We start from the raw sequence: 18,849 nt of genomic DNA, 5'->3' as shown, positions 1-18,849 counted from the left end.
ATACCCCTTTACGCAGTAGGGTCGTTCACGCCCTCAGGGCTTGTCGCTATACTCGGCCGCGCTCGCCAACCGTGGCCGCGAGCCTGATCAGCCACCATGAGGGTGTACGCGTGAACCCAATCAAGAAGATGCTGGCCGTACCAGCAGCCCTGTTCGCTGTGTGGGCGCTGAGTGCGACCGCAGCGACCAACGACGACATCGCCAAGCGCCTGGAGCCGGTCGGCAAGGTGTGCATTCAGGGCCAGGAATGCCAAGGCATGGCCGTCACCGCTGCGGCCGCCGGCGCTGGCGCCAGAAGCGCCGACGACATCGTCGCCAAGCACTGCAACGCCTGCCATGCCACTGGCCTGCTGAACGCGCCGAAGATCGGCGACACGGCGGCCTGGAAAGAGCGCGCCGATCACCAGGGTGGTCTGGACGGCATTCTGGCCAAGGCCATCACCGGCCTGAACGCCATGCCGCCCAAGGGCACCTGCGGCGACTGCTCGGACGACGAGCTCAAGGGCGCTATCAAGAAGATGTCCGGGCTCTGATCCCACGCCAGAAGACGGTGGTGTAGACGCGGCCTCGTGCCGCGAACCGGTCGCAACGAACGCGGGTCGTCGTAGCATTTGCACGACAGGTCGGGAGCCACACGCTCCCGGCAATGGTCACATCCTGTACGCCTCACACGCCGCAGGAGCTTCCAATGCCCCACCGTTGCTCGATCGACCACGCCGTCGACCAGGCCCTGGCCCGTCTCCCGGCCCATATCCACATGGGCTTGCCGCTGGGGCTGGGTAAGCCCAATGCCTTCGTCAATGCGCTCTACGCCCGCATCCGCGCGCTGCCCGAGCGCCGCCTGACGATCTATACCGCCCTCAGCCTGGGCCGTCCGCCGCTTGGCGAGGGCCTGCAGCAGCGCTTTCTCGAACCCTTCCTCGAACGGGTGTTCGCCGATTACGAAGAGCTCGACTACCTCAAGGACCTGCGCGACGACACACTGCCGGCCAACATCCGCGTCGAGCAGTTCTTCATGCAGCCCGGCTCCCTGCTGCACAGCGCGTCTGCCCAGCAGGACTACGTCAGCAGCAACTACAGCCACGCCGCCCGCGACATCAATGCCAAGGGCCTGAACCTGATCGCCCAATTGGTCGCCGCCACGCCGGAGCGCCCGGAGCACCTCAGCCTGGCCTGCAACCCCGACATCACCCTGGACCTGCTGCCGATGGTCGCCGCACGCCGCGCCGCTGGCGAGACCGTGCTCATGCTCGGCCAGGTGCATGCCGAACTGCCCTACATGCCGGGCGATGCCGAGTTGCACATCCAGGCCTTCGACCTGCTGATCGACGAAGTCGAGCAGCGGCGCCTGTTCAGCACGCCGAACATGCCGGTCACCGTCCAGGACCACTGCATTGGCGTGTACGCCAGCACGCTGGTGCGCGATGGCGGTACGTTGCAGATCGGCATTGGTGCCATGGGCGATGCGGTGGCGGCGGCTCTTCTGGCGCGCCAGGCCGACAACGCCGCCTACCGGGCGCTGCTGGACGACTTCGACCTCAGCCCCTGGCGGAGCCTGATCGACCGTGAAGGCGGGCAGGACGACTTCGCCCAGGGCCTGTATGGCTGCAGCGAGATGTTCGTCAACGGCCTGCTGACGCTGGCCGAGGCGGGCGTGGTACGACGTCCGGCAGACGAGCACGGCGTGCTGGTGCACGGCGGCTTCTTCCTCGGCCCGGCCGATTTCTATCAGCGCCTGCGGCACATGTCGCTGGAGCAGCGTGCGCGTTTTTCCATGACGGCCATCAGCTTCATCAACGAGTTGTACGGCGACGAAGCGCTCAAGCGCCGACAGCGGCGCGACGCGCGGTTCGTCAACACGGTGTTCGGCATGACCTTGCTGGGTGCTGGGGTGGCCGACCAGTTGGAAGACGGCAGGGTGCTCAGCGGCGTCGGTGGGCAATACAACTTCGTCGCCCAGGGCCACGCATTGCAAGGCGCGCGCTCGATCCTGCTGCTGCGCAGTTGGCGTGAAGCCGGTGGCGAAGTGAGCTCGAACCTGTACTGGCAGTACGGGCATTGCACCATCCCGCGCCATCTGCGCGACATCGTCATCACCGAATACGGCATCGCCGACCTGCGCGGGCAGACCGACAGCGAGGTGATCGCACGGCTGTTGGCGATCAGCGACTCACGTTTCCAGCAAACGCTGATGGCCCAGGCCAAGAAGGCCGGCAAGCTGGCGCAGGATTTCGCCTTGGACGCCCGCTTCACCGACAACACGCCCGAACGCCTGGAGGCGATCAGGGCGCGGCATGCGTCGATGTTCGCCGAGTATCCACTGGGCAGCGACTTCACGGCTCAAGAACAGGACGTGCTGCGTGCGCTGAACTGGCTCAAGAGCAAGTTCAAGCTGAGCGAAGCGCTGGCGCTGGGCAAGGCAGCGCTGGATGCGCCCGAGCCCGAGGCGTATCCGGCGCACCTGGCGCGAATGAACCTGGCGCAGCCCGGAGGCCTGAAGGAGGAGCTGTACCAGCGCTTGCTGCTGGCGGGCCTGCACGCGACCCGCCGCCTGTAGCGGGGGTCACTCGATGAAGGTGACCACACCGCCTGCCAGCGACTGCACCCGCGCCAGCGACTCGACACGGTAGCCCTGGCTGTCCAGCTCGGCGCGGCCGCCCTGGAACGACTTCTCGATGACGATGCCCAGGCCTGCCACGGTGGCACCGGCCTGCTTGATGATCGAGATCAGCGCCTGCGAGGCCTTGCCGTTGGCCAGGAAGTCGTCGATCACCAGCACGCGGTCGCTGCTGTTCAGGTGGCGCGGCGAAATGGCCACGGTGTTCTCGGTCTGCTTGGTGAACGAGTACACCGACGCGGTGAGCAGGTTCTCGGTCAGGGTCAGCGACTGGTGCTTGCGGGCGAAGATCACCGGCACGCCCAGTTTCAGGCCGGTCATCACGGCCGGCGCAATACCGGAGGCTTCGATGGTGACGATCTTGGTCACGCCGGCATCGGCGAACAGGCGGGCGAACTCGTCACCGATCAGCTGCATCAGGGCAGGATCGATCTGGTGATTGAGAAACGCGTCGACTTTGAGAACCTGATCGGAAAGCACGATGCCTTCTTCGCGAATCTTCTGATGCAGTGCTTGCACTGTGTATTCCTCGATGTAGCAAAAGTCGCCGCATCCAAGGGTCGCGGCACAGGTTGAAAGAGTAGGGGTGATTCAGCGTTTGAGCATGGCCCGAATGTCGGCCAGTGCGTTGTTGCCTCGCGCGGCCTTGACCTCCACCGGGGCGTCGTCCAGGCCTTCCCAGGCCAGGTCGTCCGGTGGCAACTCGTCGAGGAAGCGGCTGGGGGTGCAATCGATGATCTCGCCGTACTGCTTGCGCTTGGCGGCGAAGGTGAACGCCAGGGTCTGGCGCGCGCGGGTGATGCCCACGTAGGCCAGACGGCGTTCTTCCTCGATGGTGTCGGCTTCGATGCTGGAGCGGTGCGGCAGGATTTCTTCTTCCATGCCCATGATGAACACGTAGGGGAATTCCAGGCCCTTGGAGGCATGCAGGGTCATCATCTGCACGCCCTCGGCGTTTTCTTCCTCTTCCTGCTGGCGTTCGAGCATGTCGCGCAGCACCAGCTTGCCGATGGCGTCCTCGATGGTCATGTCACCCTCTTCGTCTTTCTCCAGGGTGTTCTTCAGGGCGTCGATGAGGAACCAGACGTTGCCGATGCGAAAATCCGCGGCCTTGTCGCTGGCGGTGTTCTGGCGAATCCAGTTCTCGTAGTCGATGTCCTTGACCATCTCGTGCAGCGCGGCGATCGGGTCGTCCAGAGCGACCTTGTGGCGCACGCCGTCGAGCCAGTGCTTGAAGCGCTGCAGGCGCTCGGTGTAGCGCGCGTCCAGGTGCTCGCCCAGGCCCATCTCCTCGCTGGCGGCGTACATCGACACACCGCGCTCGGTGGCGTAGTTGCCGAGCTTCTCCAGGGTGGTCGAGCCGATCTCGCGGCGTGGCACGTTGATCACCCGCAGGTAGGCGTTGTCGTCGTCCGGATTGACCAGCAGGCGCAGGTAGGCCATGAGGTCCTTGACCTCCTGGCGTGCGAAGAAGCTGTTGCCGCCGGAGAGGCGATAGGGCACCTGGTGGTGCTGCAGCTTCAGCTCGATCAGCTTGGCCTGGTAGTTGCCGCGGTAGAGGATGGCGAAATCGCTGTAGGGACGGTCGGTGCGCAGGTGCAGGGTCAGGATTTCCATGGCCACGCGTTCGGCCTCGGCTTCCTCGTTCTTGCAGCGAATTACGCGGATTTCGTCGCCCACGCCCATCTCGCTCCACAACTGCTTCTCGAAGTCGTGGGGGTTGTTGGCGATCAGCACGTTGGCGCAGCGCAGGATGCGGCTGGTGGAGCGGTAGTTCTGCTCGAGCATCACCACCTTCAGGGACGGGTAGTCCTCCTTGAGCAGCATCAGGTTTTCCGGGCGCGCGCCGCGCCAGGCGTAGATCGACTGGTCATCGTCGCCGACCACGGTGAACTGGTTGCGCAGGCCGATGAGCATTTTCACCAGCAGGTACTGGCTGGCGTTGGTGTCCTGGTATTCGTCGACCAGCAGGTAGCGCACTCGGTTCTGCCAGCGATCGAGCACGTCCGGGTGCTCCTGGAACAACTTGACCGGCAGCAGGATCAGGTCGTCGAAGTCCACCGCGTTGTACGCCTTGAGCGTGCGCTGGTAGTGGGTGTAGACGATGGCAGCGGTCTGCTCGCGCGGGTTGCGCGCCTTTTCCAGGGCTTCGGCGGGCAGGATCAGGTCGTTCTTCCACGACCCGATCATGTTCTTGATCTCGTCCAGGCCGTCGTCGCCGGAATATTCCTTCTGCATGATGTCCGACAGCAGCGCCTTGATGTCGGACTCGTCGAAGATCGAGAAACCTGGCTTGTAGCCCAGGCGCTGGTGTTCCCGGCGGATGATGTTCAGGCCCAGGTTGTGGAAGGTGCACACCGTCAGGCCCCGGCCCTCGCCCGGGCGCAGCAGGGTGGCGACCCGCTCCTTCATCTCGCGCGCGGCCTTGTTGGTGAAGGTCATGGCGACGATGTACTGGGCACGGATGCCGCAGTTCTGGATGAGGTGGGCGATCTTGCGCGTGATCACGCTGGTCTTGCCGGAGCCTGCACCGGCGAGCACCAAGAGAGGGCCGCCGACGTAGTCTCGGGCTTCCTGTTGCCGGGGATTGAGTCGGGACATGCTAGAAACCGGGGGTGACCAGAAAAATAGCCGCGCATTCTAGCAGGCATGGGGGGGTTGTGGCGCGACCGTCCGACCGGGCACTGTCGGGTTTCGACACAATTGCCCAGGCGGCGCGTTTGGCGCAGGATGCACCCCGAAATCCGTCGTAATGCCGGGCAGGGACCGCCACGTTTAAAAGTGAGAATCATTGCTAATTGTCGGTTAGCATATGGCTACTCGACATCATCGGTCCACGGCCTAAGGAGCCCGCTTGTCCACGCCCACCGAACCCTTGCGTCTGCTGCTGTTGGCCGAGGAGCCGCTTTGGGCCGCCCTGTTGCGCGACTGTGCGCGACCGTTGGCCGACAGCGCCGTGTTGCTGACCGCGCCGAGCTGGGAGGCGGTGGACAGCCTCTTCGCCCATGATCGCCAGGCGGTGGTGCTGGCCACGCCCGAGTTGCAGCCAGCGGTGGGCCGCTGCGCGTTGCCGGTCATCCTGCTGCTCGACGCCGAGCCGGATAAGGCGCCGGAAGGCGTCAGCGATTGGCTGGTGCGTGACCAGTTGAGCAGCGATACGCTGCGTCGCTCACTGCGCCATGTACGCGAGCGCGGCGCGCTGGTGGCCTCGTTGCAGCGCTTGGCCGAGCAGGATCCGCTCACCGGCATCGCCAACCGCCAGGGCTTCCAGGCGCTGCTGGCCGCACGCTTGACCCAGCATGGCGGTCGCGGCCTGGCCCTCGGTCACCTGGACCTGGACACCTTCCGCCACGTCAACGACGCGCTCGGCCATCAGGGCGGCGACCGGGTGATATTGCAGGTGGTGCACCGGCTCAAGCAGTTGCTGGGGGGCGACGATCAGTTGGCGCGCCTGGGTAGCGACGAGTTCGCCCTGCTGATCGACACCCGCCACGACACCGGCCGCGCCGAGCGCATCGCCGAGGCCATCGTCGAAGCCCTGGCCGAGCCCTACTGGGTCGATGGTGAAAGCCTGTTGCTGGGATGCAGCCTGGGCCTGGCCCACGCCCGCGCCCAGGCGGGCGCCGACCCGCTGATGTGGCATGCGCACATTGCCATGCGCCAGGCCAAGGGCGTCCAGGGCTGCACGTACCATGTGTTCAACGAGCGGATCAATCGTCATGCCCGCAGCCTGGCCGACCTGGAAAGCGAGCTGCGGCGGGCGCTGCGCCGCGATGAGCTGGAGCTGCACTACCAGCCGCGCCTGGACCTGGGCGCGGGACGTATCGTCGGCCTGGAAGCGCTGGTGCGCTGGCGCCATCCGCAGCGTGGCCTGTTGGCACCGAGCGAGTTCGTACCGCTGGCCGAGCAGAGCGGGCTGATCGTGCCGCTGGGCTACTGGGTGATCTGCCGCGCCCTGCGCGACATGCAGACCTTGCAACTGCGCGGTCTCGATCCCTTGCACATGGCGGTGAACCTGAGCTTCCGCCAGTTCCAGGACAGCCAACTGCTGGCCACCCTGAGTCGACTGATCGTCGAGCATGGCGTCGATGCGCGCTGGCTGGAGTTCGAACTGACCGAAACGGCGGTGATGCGCCGCAACGAGGTGGTGCGCCAGACCATGGATGCCCTCGGGCGGCTGGGCGTGCGCTTCTCGCTGGACGATTTCGGCACGGGCTTCTCGTCGTTCGTGCACCTGAACAGCCTGCCCATCGCGCTGCTCAAGATCGACCGCAGCTTCGTCGCCGGCATGGAGCAGCGCGAAGAGAACCGCAAACTCGTGCACGCGATGATCAACCTGGCGCACAACCTCAACCTGGAGGTGGTAGCCGAAGGCGTGGAAAGCGAGGAGCAGATGGCCTTGCTGCGCGAGTTTGGTTGCGACCAGGTGCAGGGCTTCCTGGTGAGTCGGCCTCTACCGGTGGACGAACTGATGGAGTACCTGCTGGAGGCGTGCGGCGGGGAGCGTGCGGGTCAGGCGCCGCCGTGAACGGGGCGCGCGTGAACCCGCGCCCATGGATCAGCGCCGCGAGATCCGCGAGGCTTGCGGCTGGCCACCACCGGCCCTGTCCAGCAACCGCCGCATCCGCCACTCGAACGCCAGGGTCAGTGCCACCGCGGCGCACGCAAGACCCAGCGCCAGTCCCCACCAGATGCCCACGGCGCCGCCACCGAGGGTGAACGCGAACAGCCAGGCGGCGGGGGCACCGACCAGCCAGTAGCACAGCAAGCCGATGACGAAGGTAGTCTTGGCATCCTTCAAGCCACGGATCGAGCCCATGGCGATGGTCTGGGTGCCGTCGAACAGTTCGAACCACGCCGCCACCATCACCAGTTGCACGGCCAGCGCGAAAATGTCGGCGAAGGCCGGATCATGGCGGTCCACCAGCCAGCCGACCAGGGTGTCCGGGAACAACCAGAACAGCACGGCGAAGGCGAACATGATCACCGCGCCCATGCCGATGCCCACCCGCCCGGCGCTGCGGGCCGCCAGCAGGTTGCCGGCGCCGTAGTACAGCCCGACCCGCATGGTCACCGCATACGACAAGCCGGTCGGCACCATGAACGCTGCCGAAATGATCGGCAGGGCAATCTGGTGCGCGGCCAGCTCCGTGTTGCCCAGCACGCCCATGCACAGGGCGGCGAAGGCGAACAGGCCCACTTCGACGATGTACGTGCCGCCGATCGGCAGGCCCAGTCGCCACAGTTCGCGCAGCGCCTCCAGCGACGGCCGCGACAGGCCCTGGCGCAGGGGATAGGCGTCGTAGGCGCGGTGCCAGCGGATATACAGCGCCAGGGCGACCGCCATGCCCAGCGACACCACGGCGGTGACCAGGCCGATGCCCATCAGGCCGAGTTTCGGCAAGCCGTACAGCCCCTCGATCAGTGCATGGTTGATCAGGTAGTTGAGCACCGTGCCCACCAGGCTGATGACCATCACCGGGGTGGAATGGCCCAAGGCGCTGGTGAAGCCGCGCAGGGCCATGAAGGTGAGGTAGCCGGGCAGCGCCAGGGGTAGCAGCGTGAGGAACTGCATGGCCATCTCGACGTTGTCCGGGCGCTGGCCGAACAGCAGCAACAGCGGCTTGAGGTTCCACAGCGCCAGGCCGGCAGCCAAGGCCAGGCCCCAGGCCAGCCACAGCCCGTTCTGCGCCAGGCGCGTGGCACCGGCGATGTCGCCTGCGCCCTTGCGGAAGGCTACCAGGGTGCCGACGGCGGCGATCACGCCCAGGCAGAAGATCGACACGAACGAATAACTGGCCGCACCCAGCCCGCCGCCGGCCAGGGCCTGCGGGCTGATGCGGGCCATCATCAGGGTGTCGGTGAGCACCATCAGCATGTGCGCCAGTTGCGAGGCGACCAGAGGGCCTGCCAGGCGCAGCAAGGCCTTGAGTTCGGTGGTGGGCGCGACGTGCATGGGGCGGAGTCCTTCGGTGTGGGCGCGGCGATGAAAGTGGACGATTCTGCGGCGTCGGTCATGTTTGCACAAAAGGATAAATGCGATGCCTGGCATGAGTTGAACTCATGCAGCTAAGATCCACTTCGTTCACGCCATGTCCTTTTTACGGGAGCCGCATGTCTCGTCAGTTGCCTGCTCTTTATGCGTTGCGCGCATTCGAAGCCGCGGCGCGGTTGTGCTCGTTCACCCGCGCGGGCGAAGAGCTGTCCATCACCCAGAGCGCGGTCAGCCGGCATATCCGCACCCTGGAAGCGCACTTCGGCTGCCGCCTGTTCATCCGCCATGGTCGCAGCTTGCAGCTCACCGAAGCCGCGCGCCTGCTGCTGCCCGGCGTACGCGACGGCTTCGCAGCCCTGGAGCGCGCCTGCAACACCCTGCGTGGCGAGGACGACATGCTGCGCATGAAGGCGCCCTCGACCTTGACCATGCGCTGGCTGCTGGCGCGCCTGAGTCGTTTTCGTCATTTGCAGCCGGGCAACGAGGTGCAACTGACCAGCGCCTGGATGGACGTGGACCATGTGGACTTCAACCAAGAGCCCTTCGATTGCGCCGTGCTGCTCAGCGACGGCAACTTCTCCGCCGACTGGGAAGTGCGTCGACTGTTCGCCGAGCTGTTGATTCCGGTCGGTGCACCGCAATTGCAGGCCGAGGCCCCTTGGGATGCGCAGCGGCTGGCCGGGACCGAGCTGCTGCACCCCACCCCCGACCGCCGCGACTGGCGCAGTTGGTTGGCGCGCATGGGCCTGAGCGAAACGGTGCCGATCAAAGGTGGACAGGTGTTCGACACGCTGGAGCTGGGCATGATCGCCGCCGCGCGTGGCTACGGCGTGTCGATGGGCGACCTGCTGATGGTGGCCGAGGACGTTGCCGCCGGCCGCCTGAGCCTGCCCTGGCCCACCGCTGTGCCCAGCGGGCTGGACTACTACCTGGTATGGCCACGCACGCGGCCCGGTGGCGAACGTCTGCGGCGCTTGAGTGCGTTCCTTCAGGAGGAAGCCGCGTCGATGGACCTGCCGGACGTGGAAATCCTTGATGCGCGCTGATGGCGTTGATGACGCGATGTCCTACTGATTTGTCGCAAGATTTTTCATGAAATCCCTGCGCGCAGCTTGAGTGGCGCGAAGTGGAAGTGAACAATGTTCGCTTTCGTATTCCCGCCGAGATTCGCCATGAATTCCCGCTCTTCTCTGCTTGCCTGGCTGTTGTTGCCGGTGCTGGCGCTGTGCAGTTGCCTGGCTGTGGCCGAGTCCCCCGCAGAAGCCACCAAGGCCCTGCATCTGCTGGACTACATCGGCGCCGACTACCCGTCGACGGTGCGCGATGGCCAGGTGCTGGACGACCCGGAGTACCGCGAGCAGCAGGAGTTCGGCGCCGTGCTGGCGGAGCTGCTCGCAGGCTTGCCGGCCCATCCCGAGCGCGATGCGCTGGTGCAGGGTGTGCAGGCGCTGCGCCAGGCCATCGACCAGCGTCAAGCGGGCGCAGCGGTGGCCCATCAGGCGCGACAGTTGGGCGCGCGCCTGGCGGTGGCCTACGAGGTCAGCCAGGCCCCGGTGATCACCCCGGACCCGGCGCGCGGCGCATCGCTGTATGCGCAGAACTGCGCGATCTGCCATGGCGACACGGGCGCCGGCGACGGTCCTGCGGGCGTCGGCCTGGAGCCTGCGCCGGCCAACTTGCGCAATGTCGAGCGGCTCGACCAGCTGAGCCTGTTCGACCTGTACAACACCCTGGGGCTGGGCATCGAAGGCACTGAAATGCCATCGTTCGCCGATCAGCTCGACGAGCGTCAGCGTTGGGACGTGGCCGCCTACATCGCCAGCTTCAGCGCCGACCCTCAGGCTGGCAAAGGCGACGTCACCTGGAACATCGCCGATCTGGCGCGTCAGACCCCGGCCGAAGTCGCCGCCAACCAAGGCGCCGAGGCCGTGGCGGCATTCCGCGCCCAGCGTGCCCAGCCGCCGCAGGTCAAGCGCGGGCCGGCGCAGTTGCTCGACTACACCTCCAGCACCCTGGACAAGAGCCTGGCGGCCTATCGCGAGGGCGATCACGACCAGGCCTACGACCTGTCGGTGGCGGCCTACCTGGAAGGCTTCGAGCTGGTGGAAAGCTCGCTCGACAATATCGACGCGCAGGTGCGCAAGGACACCGAGAAGTCGCTGATGGCTTACCGTCAGGCGCTGCAGGACGGCTTGCCGGTGGAGCAGGCGGTGCAGCGCCTGGACGAAGCCAAGGTGAAACTGGCGCAGGCCGCCAAGCTGCTGGGCAGCGATGGCCTGAGTTGGTCGCTGAGCTACGTCTCGGGGCTGCTGATCCTGCTGCGCGAAGGCCTGGAAGCGATCCTGGTGCTGGCGGCGATCCTGGCCTTCCTGCGCAACACCGGCCAGCAATCGGCGGTACGCAGCGTGAACATCGGCTGGGGCCTGGCGTTGCTCGCCGGCTTTGCCACCTGGGCGCTGGCGGCTTACGTAATCGACGTCGGCGGCGCCCAGCGCGAGCTGCTCGAGGGCTGTACGGCGCTGTTCGCCGCCGTCATGGTGCTGTGGCTGGGGGTGTGGATGCATGACCGGCGCCACGCCGACGCCTGGCAGGACTACATCAAGCGCAGCCTGCTCAGCGGTGGTGGGCGCTTCGGCTTCGCCCTGCTGGCGTTCTTCTCGGTGTACCGCGAGCTGTTCGAGGTGATCCTGTTCTACGAGACCTTGTGGTTGCAGGCCGGTCCTGCAGGGCATCAGGCGGTGCTCGCCGGTGGCGCCACGGCGATGGTGCTGCTGGTGGGGTTGGCCTGGGTGATCCTGCGCGGTTCGGCGCGCTTGCCGCTGTCGCTGTTCTTCAGCATCAACGCTGCGTTGCTCTGCGCGCTGTCGGTGGTGTTCGCCGGACATGGCGTGAAGGCGTTGCAGGAAGCCGGCGTGCTGGGCACGCGGCCAGTGCCGTTCTTCGAATTCGACTGGCTGGGCATTCATGCCGATGCCTATTCGTTGGCTGCGCAGGCCGTGGCCTTGCTGGCGGTCGTGCTGCTGTACGGACGCTCGTGGATGGCCGAGAAGCGTCGGGCGGCGGCGAATTGAGGTGGCGCTTGCCCTGTGTCCAGTTGGGTCCGACACTAGTGTCCTTTTGAACCACGGAACTTCCCCATGCGCATATGGATCGACGCCGACGCCTGCCCCAAGGCGGCCAAGGACCTGATCGTCAAATTCGCCCTCAAGCGCAAGCTGGAAGTGGTGATGGTGGCCGGCCAGGCGGTGGCCAAGCCGGCGTTCGCCATCGTGCGCCTGATCGTGGTACCCAGCGGCATGGATGCCGCCGACGATTATCTGGTCGAGCATGCCGTGCCCGGTGAGCTGGCGATCTGCAGCGACGTGCCTCTGGCTGATCGGCTGATCAAGAAGGGCGTCGCGGTGCTCGATCCACGGGGCCGTGAGTTCGACGAGCGCAACATGGGCGAGCGTCTGGCCGTGCGCAATTTGTTCACCGAATTGCGCGAGCAGGGGCAGGTAGGGGGCGGACAGGCGCCTTATGGCGAGCGCGAGAAGCAAGCCTTCGCCAACGCCCTGGATCGCATCCTGACGCGGCTGTCCAAAGGCTGAACAGAGGGGGCGTCTGACGCCCCCTGGGCATTACTGATCGTCTTCGTGGGTCAGTTCGAGCACACGGTCGACCAGCTTGTAGATACCGCTCGCCGCTTCGCTGATCGAGGTAGCCAGCATGTAGGCCGGGGTGCTCACCAGCTTGCGCTGGGTGTCTTCGACGATGTCGTGCACATCGCAGTCTTCATGGGTGCCGCCCATCTGCACTACCGCAGCGCTGGTGTCGGCGTCGTTGCCGATGGTGCAGACCACGCCTGGACCATAGATTTTCGCGGCCAGCGCCGGCGAGATGCAGATCAGACCGACCGGCTTGCAGGCGGCGGCGAAGGCTTCAGCCAGCGCCAGCACATCGGGATGCACCGTGCAGTTGGCGCCTTCGACGGCGAAATTGGACAGGTTCTTCGCGGCGCCGAAGCCGCCAGGCACGATCAGCGCGTCGAAGTCCTCGGCCTTGGCTTCGCGCACGTCCTTGACCTCGCCGCGGGCGATACGCGCCGACTCCACCAGTACGTTGCGCGACTCGGGCATGGCTTCGCCGGTCAGGTGATTGATGACGTGCAGCTGTGCCACGTCCGGGGCAAAGCATTGCACTTGGGCGCCGCGCTGGTCGAGGCGCAGCAGGGTGATCACGCTTTCATGGATCTCGGCGCCGTCGTAGACGCCGCAGCCCGATAGAATCACCGCGACTTTTTTTGTCATGTTCGTTACTCCCGTGTCGAGACGCTCGAAATCCTGTCGTGTGACGCATTGGATCGCACGCGCCGCCCGGTGTTCATTCGGGGCGGGAGGTTGCGGGCGATCGCTATGACGTCAGAGGCAAAGGCTTCAGTGCTGTTCGTTGCGCGGCTCGGTTGCCGGCTGCGCCTGGCTGGCCAGCGCGGCGGCCTTGCGCTCGGCGCGGCGATTGCGCACATAACGACGTAGCCAGAGCAGCGCACCGAGCACCAGCAGGGCGCCCAGCACCCACAGTTCGTAGCGCTTGATGTTGCCCAGCATGCCTTCGAGGATGGCGCCGAAATGGTAGGCGGCCGCGCCCAGGGCCAGGGCCCAGATGGCCGCGCCGATGCCGTTGAGCAGCAGGTAACGCCGGGGTGGGTAGCCGGACAGGCCGATGGCCACCGGCATCACCGTGCGCAGGCCATAGACGAAACGGAAGCTCAGCACCCAGATGTCCGGATGACGTCGGATATGCTCCAGGGCGCGGTCGCCCATGGCCTGCCAGCGCGGCTTGCGGGCGAGGATCTTGCGCCCGTGACGACGGCCCATGAAGTACCACAACTGATCCCCGGCATAACTGCCGCAGAACGCCACCAGCACCACCAGGGAAATGTCCATGTACCCACGGAACGCGAGAAATCCTGCAAGCACCAGGATGGTCTCGCCTTCAAAGAAGGTGCCTAGAAAGAGGGCGAAATAGCCGAAATCATGCAGGAATTGTTGAAGCATGTTCTGAGATGCTGGCGAAATGAACGCGCAGCCTACCCCTTCGCGCGTCCGGGGGAAAGTGTCCAAATGTGTCTCGAAGTGAACATTTCCTACACGCAAGTGCCCTGCGGCTACAGGTCGCAGGGTTGCCCTTCCCTGTAACCTAGGCGTCATAATGGACGCTTATAACTGTCGCGCTAGCCCGCCTGCGCGGGCTTCAGGAGTCTGCCGTGAGCTTTACCCCCGCTAACCGTCTGTTTCCTGCCACCCGCCTGCGTCGCAACCGCCGGGACGATTTCTCCCGTCGGCTGGTTCGCGAGAACACCCTGACCGTCGATGACCTGATCCTGCCGGTGTTCGTCCTGGACGGCGAGAACCGTCGCGAGGACGTGCCGTCGATGCCCGGCGTCGAGCGTCTGTCGATCGACCTGCTGCTCGAAGCGGCGCAAGGCTGGGTGGAGCTGGGCATTCCGGCGCTGGCGCTGTTCCCGGTCACGCCGGTGGAGAAAAAGACCCTCGACGGTGCCGAGGCGTGGAACCCGGAAGGTATCGCCCAGCGTGCCACCCGTGCCCTGCGCGCGCGCTTCCCGGAACTGGGGGTGATCACCGACGTCGCCCTCGACCCGTTCACCACCCACGGCCAGGACGGCATCCTCGACGAGGAAGGCTACGTACAGAACGACATCACCGTCGATGCCCTGGTACGTCAGGCGCTGTCGCACGCCGATGCGGGCGCCCAGGTCGTGGCACCGTCGGACATGATGGACGGCCGCCTGCAGGCCATCCGTGAAGCCCTGGAGCTGGCCGGGCACGTCAACGTGCGCATCATGGCCTACTCGGCCAAGTACGCCAGTGCCTACTATGGCCCGTTCCGTGACGCGGTCGGCTCGGCGCTGAACCTGGGCAAGGCCAACAAGGCCTCCTACCAGATGGACCCGGCCAACAGCGACGAGGCCCTGCACGAAGTGGCCACCGACCTCGCCGAAGGCGCCGACATGGTCATGGTCAAACCAGGCATGCCGTACCTGGACATCGTTCACCGGGTGAAGACCGAATTCCGCGTGCCGACCTTCGTGTATCAGGTCAGCGGCGAATACGCCATGCACATGGCCGCCATCCAGAATGGCTGGCTCAGCGAAGCGGTCATTCTCGAATCCCTCACCGCTTTCAAACGGGCCGGCGCCGATGGCATCCTCACCTACTTCGCCGTGCGTGCCGCTCAATTGTTGAGAGGGCAGTAACGCCCTCACAGGAACTCAGATGAATAACGAAGTGCTCACCGCTGTCGAGATTAAACACGCCAAGGCCTTGCCGGAGGAGCTGGTGCAGACCCCGCCGGACCTGCCGACGGCGCCTGAGCCGGAGCCGGAACCGGCTGTCGAGGCCGCCGCGCCGGCGCCGGCCCGGCTCCAGCCATTGCGGTGCCGAGCCTGGACGACAGCAGCCTGTACATTCATCGTGAACTCTCGCAGCTGCAGTTCAACATCCGCGTGCTGGAACAGGCGCTGGACGAGTCCTACCCGCTGCTGGAGCGTCTGAAGTTCCTGCTGATCTTCTCCAGCAACCTCGACGAATTCTTCGAGATCCGCGTGGCGGGCTTGAAGAAGCAGATCAATTTCGCCCGCGAACAGGCCGGCGCCGACGGCTTGCAGCCGCACCAGGCGCTGGCGCGGATCAGCGAACTGGTGCACATCGAGGTCGACCGTCAGTACGCGATCCTCAACGATGTGCTGCTGCCGGAGCTGGAGAAACACCAGATTCGTTTCATTCGTCGCCGCTACTGGACGCCCAAGCTCAAGACCTGGGTGCGCCGCTACTTCCGCGACGAGATCGCGCCGATCATCACGCCCATCGGCCTCGACCCGACCCACCCGTTCCCGCTGCTGGTGAACAAGAGCCTGAACTTCATCGTCGAGCTCGAAGGCGTCGATGCCTTCGGTCGCGACTCGGGCCTGGCCATCATCCCGGCGCCGCGTCTGCTGCCGCGGGTGATCCGTGTGCCGGAAGAGGTGGGTGGCGCGGGCGCCAATTACGTCTTCCTGTCGTCGATGATCCACGCCCACGCCGACGACCTGTTCCAGGGCATGAAGGTCAAGGGCTGCTACCAGTTCCGCCTGACCCGCAACGCCGACCTGGCACTGGATTCCGAAGAGGTCGACGACCTGGCCCGCGCGCTGCGTGGCGAGCTGTTCTCGCGTCGCTACGGTGACGCGGTACGCCTGGAAGTCGCCGACACCTGCCCGAAACACCTGTCGGACTACCTGCTCAAGCAGTTCAGCCTGAGCGAGAGCGAGCTGTATCAGGTCAATGGACCGGTCAACCTGACCCGCCTGTTCAGCATCACCGGCCTGGACAGCCACCCGGAGCTGCAGTACGCGCCGTTCACCCCGGCCATTCCCAAGACCCTGCAGAACGCCGACAACCTGTTCAGCGTGATCAGCAAGCAGGACATGCTGCTGATGCACCCGTTCGAGTCCTTCACCCCGGTGGTCGACCTGCTGCGCCAGGCCGCCAAGGATCCGCATGTGCTCGCCGTGCGCCAGACGCTGTATCGCTCCGGCGCCAACTCCGAGATCGTCGATGCGCTGGTCGACGCAGCGCGTAACGGCAAGGAGGTCACGGCGGTGATCGAGCTGCGCGCGCGCTTCGACGAAGAGTCCAACCTGCAGATGGCCAGCCGCTTGCAGGCCGCGGGCGCCGTGGTGATCTACGGCGTGGTCGGGTTCAAGACCCACGCCAAGATGATGCTGATCCTGCGCCGCGAGCAGGGCGAGATCGTTCGCTATGCGCACTTGGGTACGGGCAACTACCACGCGGGCAACGCGCGTCTGTACACCGACTACAGCCTGCTGACCTCCGACGACGCCCTCACCGAGGACGTCGGCAAGCTGTTCAGTCAGCTGATCGGCATGGGCAAGACGTTGCGCATGAAGAAGCTGTTGCATGCGCCGTTCACCCTGAAGAAGGGCATGCTCGACATGATCGCCCGCGAGACGCAGTTCGCCCTCGACGGCAAGCCGGCGCACATCATCGCCAAGTTCAACTCGCTGACCGATGCCAAGGTGATCAAGGCCTTGTACAAGGCCAGCCAGTCGGGTGTGAAGATCGACCTGGTGGTGCGCGGCATGTGCTGCCTGCGGCCAGGCATCGCCGGGGTGTCGCACAACATTACGGTGCGCTCGATCATCGGTCGCTTCCTGGAGCACACCCGGGTGTTCTACTTCCTCAATGGCGGTGACGAGCAGATCTACCTGTCCAGCGCCGACTGGATGGAGCGCAACCTCGACAAGCGCGTCGAGACCTGCTTCCCGGTCGAGGGCAAGAAGCTGCTGCTGCGGGTGAAGAAGGAGTTGGAAAGCTACCTGACCGACAACACCCAGGCCTGGACGCTGCAGTCCGACGGGCGCTATGTCCGTAGCACGCCGACCGGCAACCAGAACCCGCGCAGCGCCCAGGCGACATTGCTGGAGCGCCTGAGCAATCCGGTGTTGAACGTACGCTAGCCGCGCAGCGGTAGGGCGGTGGCAGCGGCGCTTCGCCGCTGCGACTGATATCCAGCAAAGCGCGTCGCGGGGCCTGACACCGGCCAGGCCGGTGTTCGCGGCACCCGGCCGCTTGCACAGGTTCAGCGAACGCTGAGAATGAACCCCACCCGCGCCAGCCACTCGGCTTCGTTGGCGAAGTCGGCCTGGGTCAGTTGATTCTGTTCCAGCCAGCCTTCGGGGAAGACCACTTCCAGGCTGTCGTCGTCAGCCTTGAGTTCCACCTTGGGCATCTGCTGGGTGCCGCGAATATGGTGGAAGAGAATGGCGAAGCGCAGCAGCACGCACAGGCGGATCAGCTTCACGCCGTCGTCACCGAATTCAGCGAACTTGTCCTTGGGAATGTTGCGGCGGTGGCCACGCACCAACAGCGCCAGCATCTGCTGGTCTTCGCGGGAGAAGCCTGACAGATCGGAGTGCTCGATCAGGTAGGCGCCGTGCTTGTGGTAGTGGTAATGGGCGATGTCCAGACCGATTTCATGCACCTTCGCCGCCCAGCCCAGCAAGTCGCGCCAGTTGCCGTCTTCCAGGTCCCAGGCCTTGGCCACTTGGTCGAAGGCGTGCACAGCTTTGCGCTCCACGCGCGCGGCCTGACCCTGATCGACGTGGTAGCGCTCCATCAGCGAGTTCAGGGTGCGCTCGCGCACGTCCTCGTGGTGATGGCGCCCCAACAGGTCGAACAGCACGCCTTCGCGCAGGGCGCCGTCGCAGTGGTCCATGCGCTGCAGTTCCAGGGCGTCGAAGATCGCTTCGAGAATCGCCAGGCCCGCCGGGAAGATCGCGCGGCGGTCAGGCTTGACCCCTTCGAAGTCGATCTTGTCGGCCTCGCCGAGCTTGAACAGCTTGCGCTTGAGCGAGGCCAGCCCTTCGGCGTTGACTTCGCCGCTGCCCTGGCCGTTCGCCTTGATCGCCGCACCGATGGCCCGAATGGTGCCGGAAGAGCCGATGGCCTCGTCCCAGGTCAGGCGGTGCAAGGCGTTTTCAATGCTCATCAGTTCCAGGCGCGCAGCGGTGTAGGCCTGGGCATAGCGTGCCGGAGTGACCTTGCCGTCGCGGAAATAGCGCTGGGTGAAGCTCACGCAGCCCATCTGCAGGCTCTCGCGCAGCAAGGGTTCGAAGCGCTGGCCGATGATGAACTCGGTGCTGCCGCCGCCGATGTCGGCCACCAGGCGTTTGCCTGGCGTGTCGGCCAGGGTGTGCGACACACCCAGGTAGATCAGGCGGGCCTCTTCACGACCGGAGATGACTTCCACCGGATGGCCAAGGATGGCCTCGGCGCGCTGGATGAACGCGTTGCGGTTGCGCGCTTCACGCAGGGCGTTGGTGCCGACGATGCGCACGGCACCGGCGGGCATGCCGTTGATCAACTGGGCAAAGCGCTTGAGGCACTCGAGGCCGCGCTGCATGGCTTCTTCGCTGAGCAGGCGGTCTTCGCCGATGCCGGCGGCCAACTGAACCTTCTCCCCCAACCGTTCGAGAATGCGGATCTCGGTATGGTGGGCTTTGGCCACGACCATGTGGAAGCTGTTGGAGCCAAGGTCGATGGCGGCGATCAGGGACAGGTTCTTCGCGGTGGTATGCGGCATATCTGGTTGTTCTCGGTCGATAACCCGGCAATCCTGACATGATCGCAGGCTGACGCCAACGCGCGGCATGGCAAGGGTTGACGCAAGGCAATGT

13 protein-coding genes and 1 pseudogene are annotated in these 18,849 nt (G+C 65.4%); 8 read left to right on the top strand and 6 right to left on the bottom strand.

Features of this window, described 5'->3' with window-relative positions; translation table 11 throughout:
* The first annotated feature begins 110 nt into the window (after positions 1-110).
* Both NJ69_RS18305 and NJ69_RS18300 read left to right on the top strand, forming a co-directional pair.
* A complete protein-coding gene (locus NJ69_RS18305) occupies positions 111-533 on the top strand; it encodes a c-type cytochrome (protein WP_240326934.1) in 423 nt (140 codons plus the stop codon).
* 155 nt (positions 534-688) lie between these two features.
* Entirely contained in the window at positions 689-2,557 is a 1,869-nt protein-coding gene (locus tag NJ69_RS18300) for an acetyl-CoA hydrolase/transferase C-terminal domain-containing protein (RefSeq protein ID WP_039581933.1), read from the top strand.
* 6 nt (positions 2,558-2,563) lie between these two features.
* Here the strand turns inward: NJ69_RS18300 and NJ69_RS18295 are convergent, their stop codons facing one another.
* Both NJ69_RS18295 and rep read right to left on the bottom strand, forming a co-directional pair.
* Complete coding sequence (locus NJ69_RS18295) at positions 2,564-3,136, bottom strand: xanthine phosphoribosyltransferase (RefSeq protein WP_029614720.1); 573 nt, start codon at positions 3,134-3,136, stop codon at positions 2,564-2,566.
* A gap of 72 nt (positions 3,137-3,208) precedes the next feature.
* Positions 3,209-5,218: a DNA helicase Rep gene (gene rep, locus NJ69_RS18290; RefSeq protein ID WP_039581930.1), complete on the bottom strand. Its 2,010-nt coding sequence runs from the start codon at positions 5,216-5,218 to the stop codon at positions 3,209-3,211.
* Between the two features lie 253 nt (positions 5,219-5,471).
* Here rep and NJ69_RS18285 point away from each other — a divergent pair, with 253 nt between their 5' ends.
* A complete protein-coding gene (locus tag NJ69_RS18285) occupies positions 5,472-7,145 on the top strand; it encodes a putative bifunctional diguanylate cyclase/phosphodiesterase (protein ID WP_039581927.1) in 1,674 nt (557 codons plus the stop codon).
* A gap of 30 nt (positions 7,146-7,175) precedes the next feature.
* Here the strand turns inward: NJ69_RS18285 and NJ69_RS18280 are convergent, their stop codons facing one another.
* Positions 7,176-8,573, bottom strand: a complete 1,398-nt coding sequence (locus NJ69_RS18280) for a NorM family multidrug efflux MATE transporter (RefSeq protein ID WP_039581923.1) — start codon at positions 8,571-8,573, stop codon at positions 7,176-7,178.
* Positions 8,574-8,731: 158 nt separating this feature from the next.
* On the opposite strand from NJ69_RS18280, the gene NJ69_RS18275 reads away from it, so the two are divergent.
* The 3 genes from NJ69_RS18275 to NJ69_RS18265 all read left to right on the top strand — a co-directional run bounded on the left by NJ69_RS18275 (position 8,732) and on the right by NJ69_RS18265 (position 12,202).
* A complete protein-coding gene (locus NJ69_RS18275; RefSeq protein WP_039581918.1) occupies positions 8,732-9,658 on the top strand; it encodes a LysR substrate-binding domain-containing protein in 927 nt (308 codons plus the stop codon).
* A gap of 93 nt (positions 9,659-9,751) precedes the next feature.
* The gene (locus NJ69_RS18270) at positions 9,752-11,683 is read left to right on the top strand and encodes an FTR1 family protein (RefSeq protein ID WP_039581916.1); all 1,932 of its coding nucleotides are present in this window, start codon (positions 9,752-9,754) and stop codon (positions 11,681-11,683) included.
* Between the two features lie 66 nt (positions 11,684-11,749).
* A complete protein-coding gene (locus NJ69_RS18265) occupies positions 11,750-12,202 on the top strand; it encodes a YaiI/YqxD family protein (protein WP_029614727.1) in 453 nt (150 codons plus the stop codon).
* A gap of 30 nt (positions 12,203-12,232) precedes the next feature.
* On the opposite strand, the gene elbB is transcribed toward NJ69_RS18265, so the two are convergent.
* Together elbB and NJ69_RS18255 are read right to left on the bottom strand one after the other, a co-directional pair.
* Positions 12,233-12,901 (bottom strand): isoprenoid biosynthesis glyoxalase ElbB, encoded by a 669-nt coding sequence (gene elbB, locus NJ69_RS18260; RefSeq protein WP_039581913.1) that lies wholly within the window; start codon positions 12,899-12,901, stop codon positions 12,233-12,235.
* 126 nt (positions 12,902-13,027) lie between these two features.
* On the bottom strand, positions 13,028-13,648 hold the full coding sequence (locus NJ69_RS18255) for a DedA family protein (RefSeq protein ID WP_029614729.1): 621 nt from the start codon (positions 13,646-13,648) through the stop codon (positions 13,028-13,030).
* A 209-nt stretch (positions 13,649-13,857) separates the two neighbouring features.
* Between NJ69_RS18255 and hemB the strand changes: the two genes are divergently transcribed.
* Complete coding sequence (hemB, locus tag NJ69_RS18250) at positions 13,858-14,868, top strand: porphobilinogen synthase (RefSeq protein ID WP_039581910.1); 1,011 nt, start codon at positions 13,858-13,860, stop codon at positions 14,866-14,868.
* 19 nt (positions 14,869-14,887) lie between these two features.
* A pseudogene (gene ppk1 / locus NJ69_RS18245) lies at positions 14,888-17,130 on the top strand (polyphosphate kinase 1).
* Between the two features lie 122 nt (positions 17,131-17,252).
* Here ppk1 and ppx read toward each other — a convergent pair.
* Entirely contained in the window at positions 17,253-18,755 is a 1,503-nt protein-coding gene (gene ppx, locus NJ69_RS18240; RefSeq protein WP_039581907.1) for an exopolyphosphatase, read from the bottom strand.
* Between the last annotated feature and the right edge of the window lie 94 nt (positions 18,756-18,849).

The sequence above is a fragment of the Pseudomonas parafulva genome, assembly GCF_000800255.1.
Lineage (GTDB): Bacteria > Pseudomonadota > Gammaproteobacteria > Pseudomonadales > Pseudomonadaceae > Aquipseudomonas > Aquipseudomonas boreofloridensis.
Note: the sequence above shows the minus strand (reverse complement) of the source record. Positions and strands in the feature narration are given on the sequence as shown.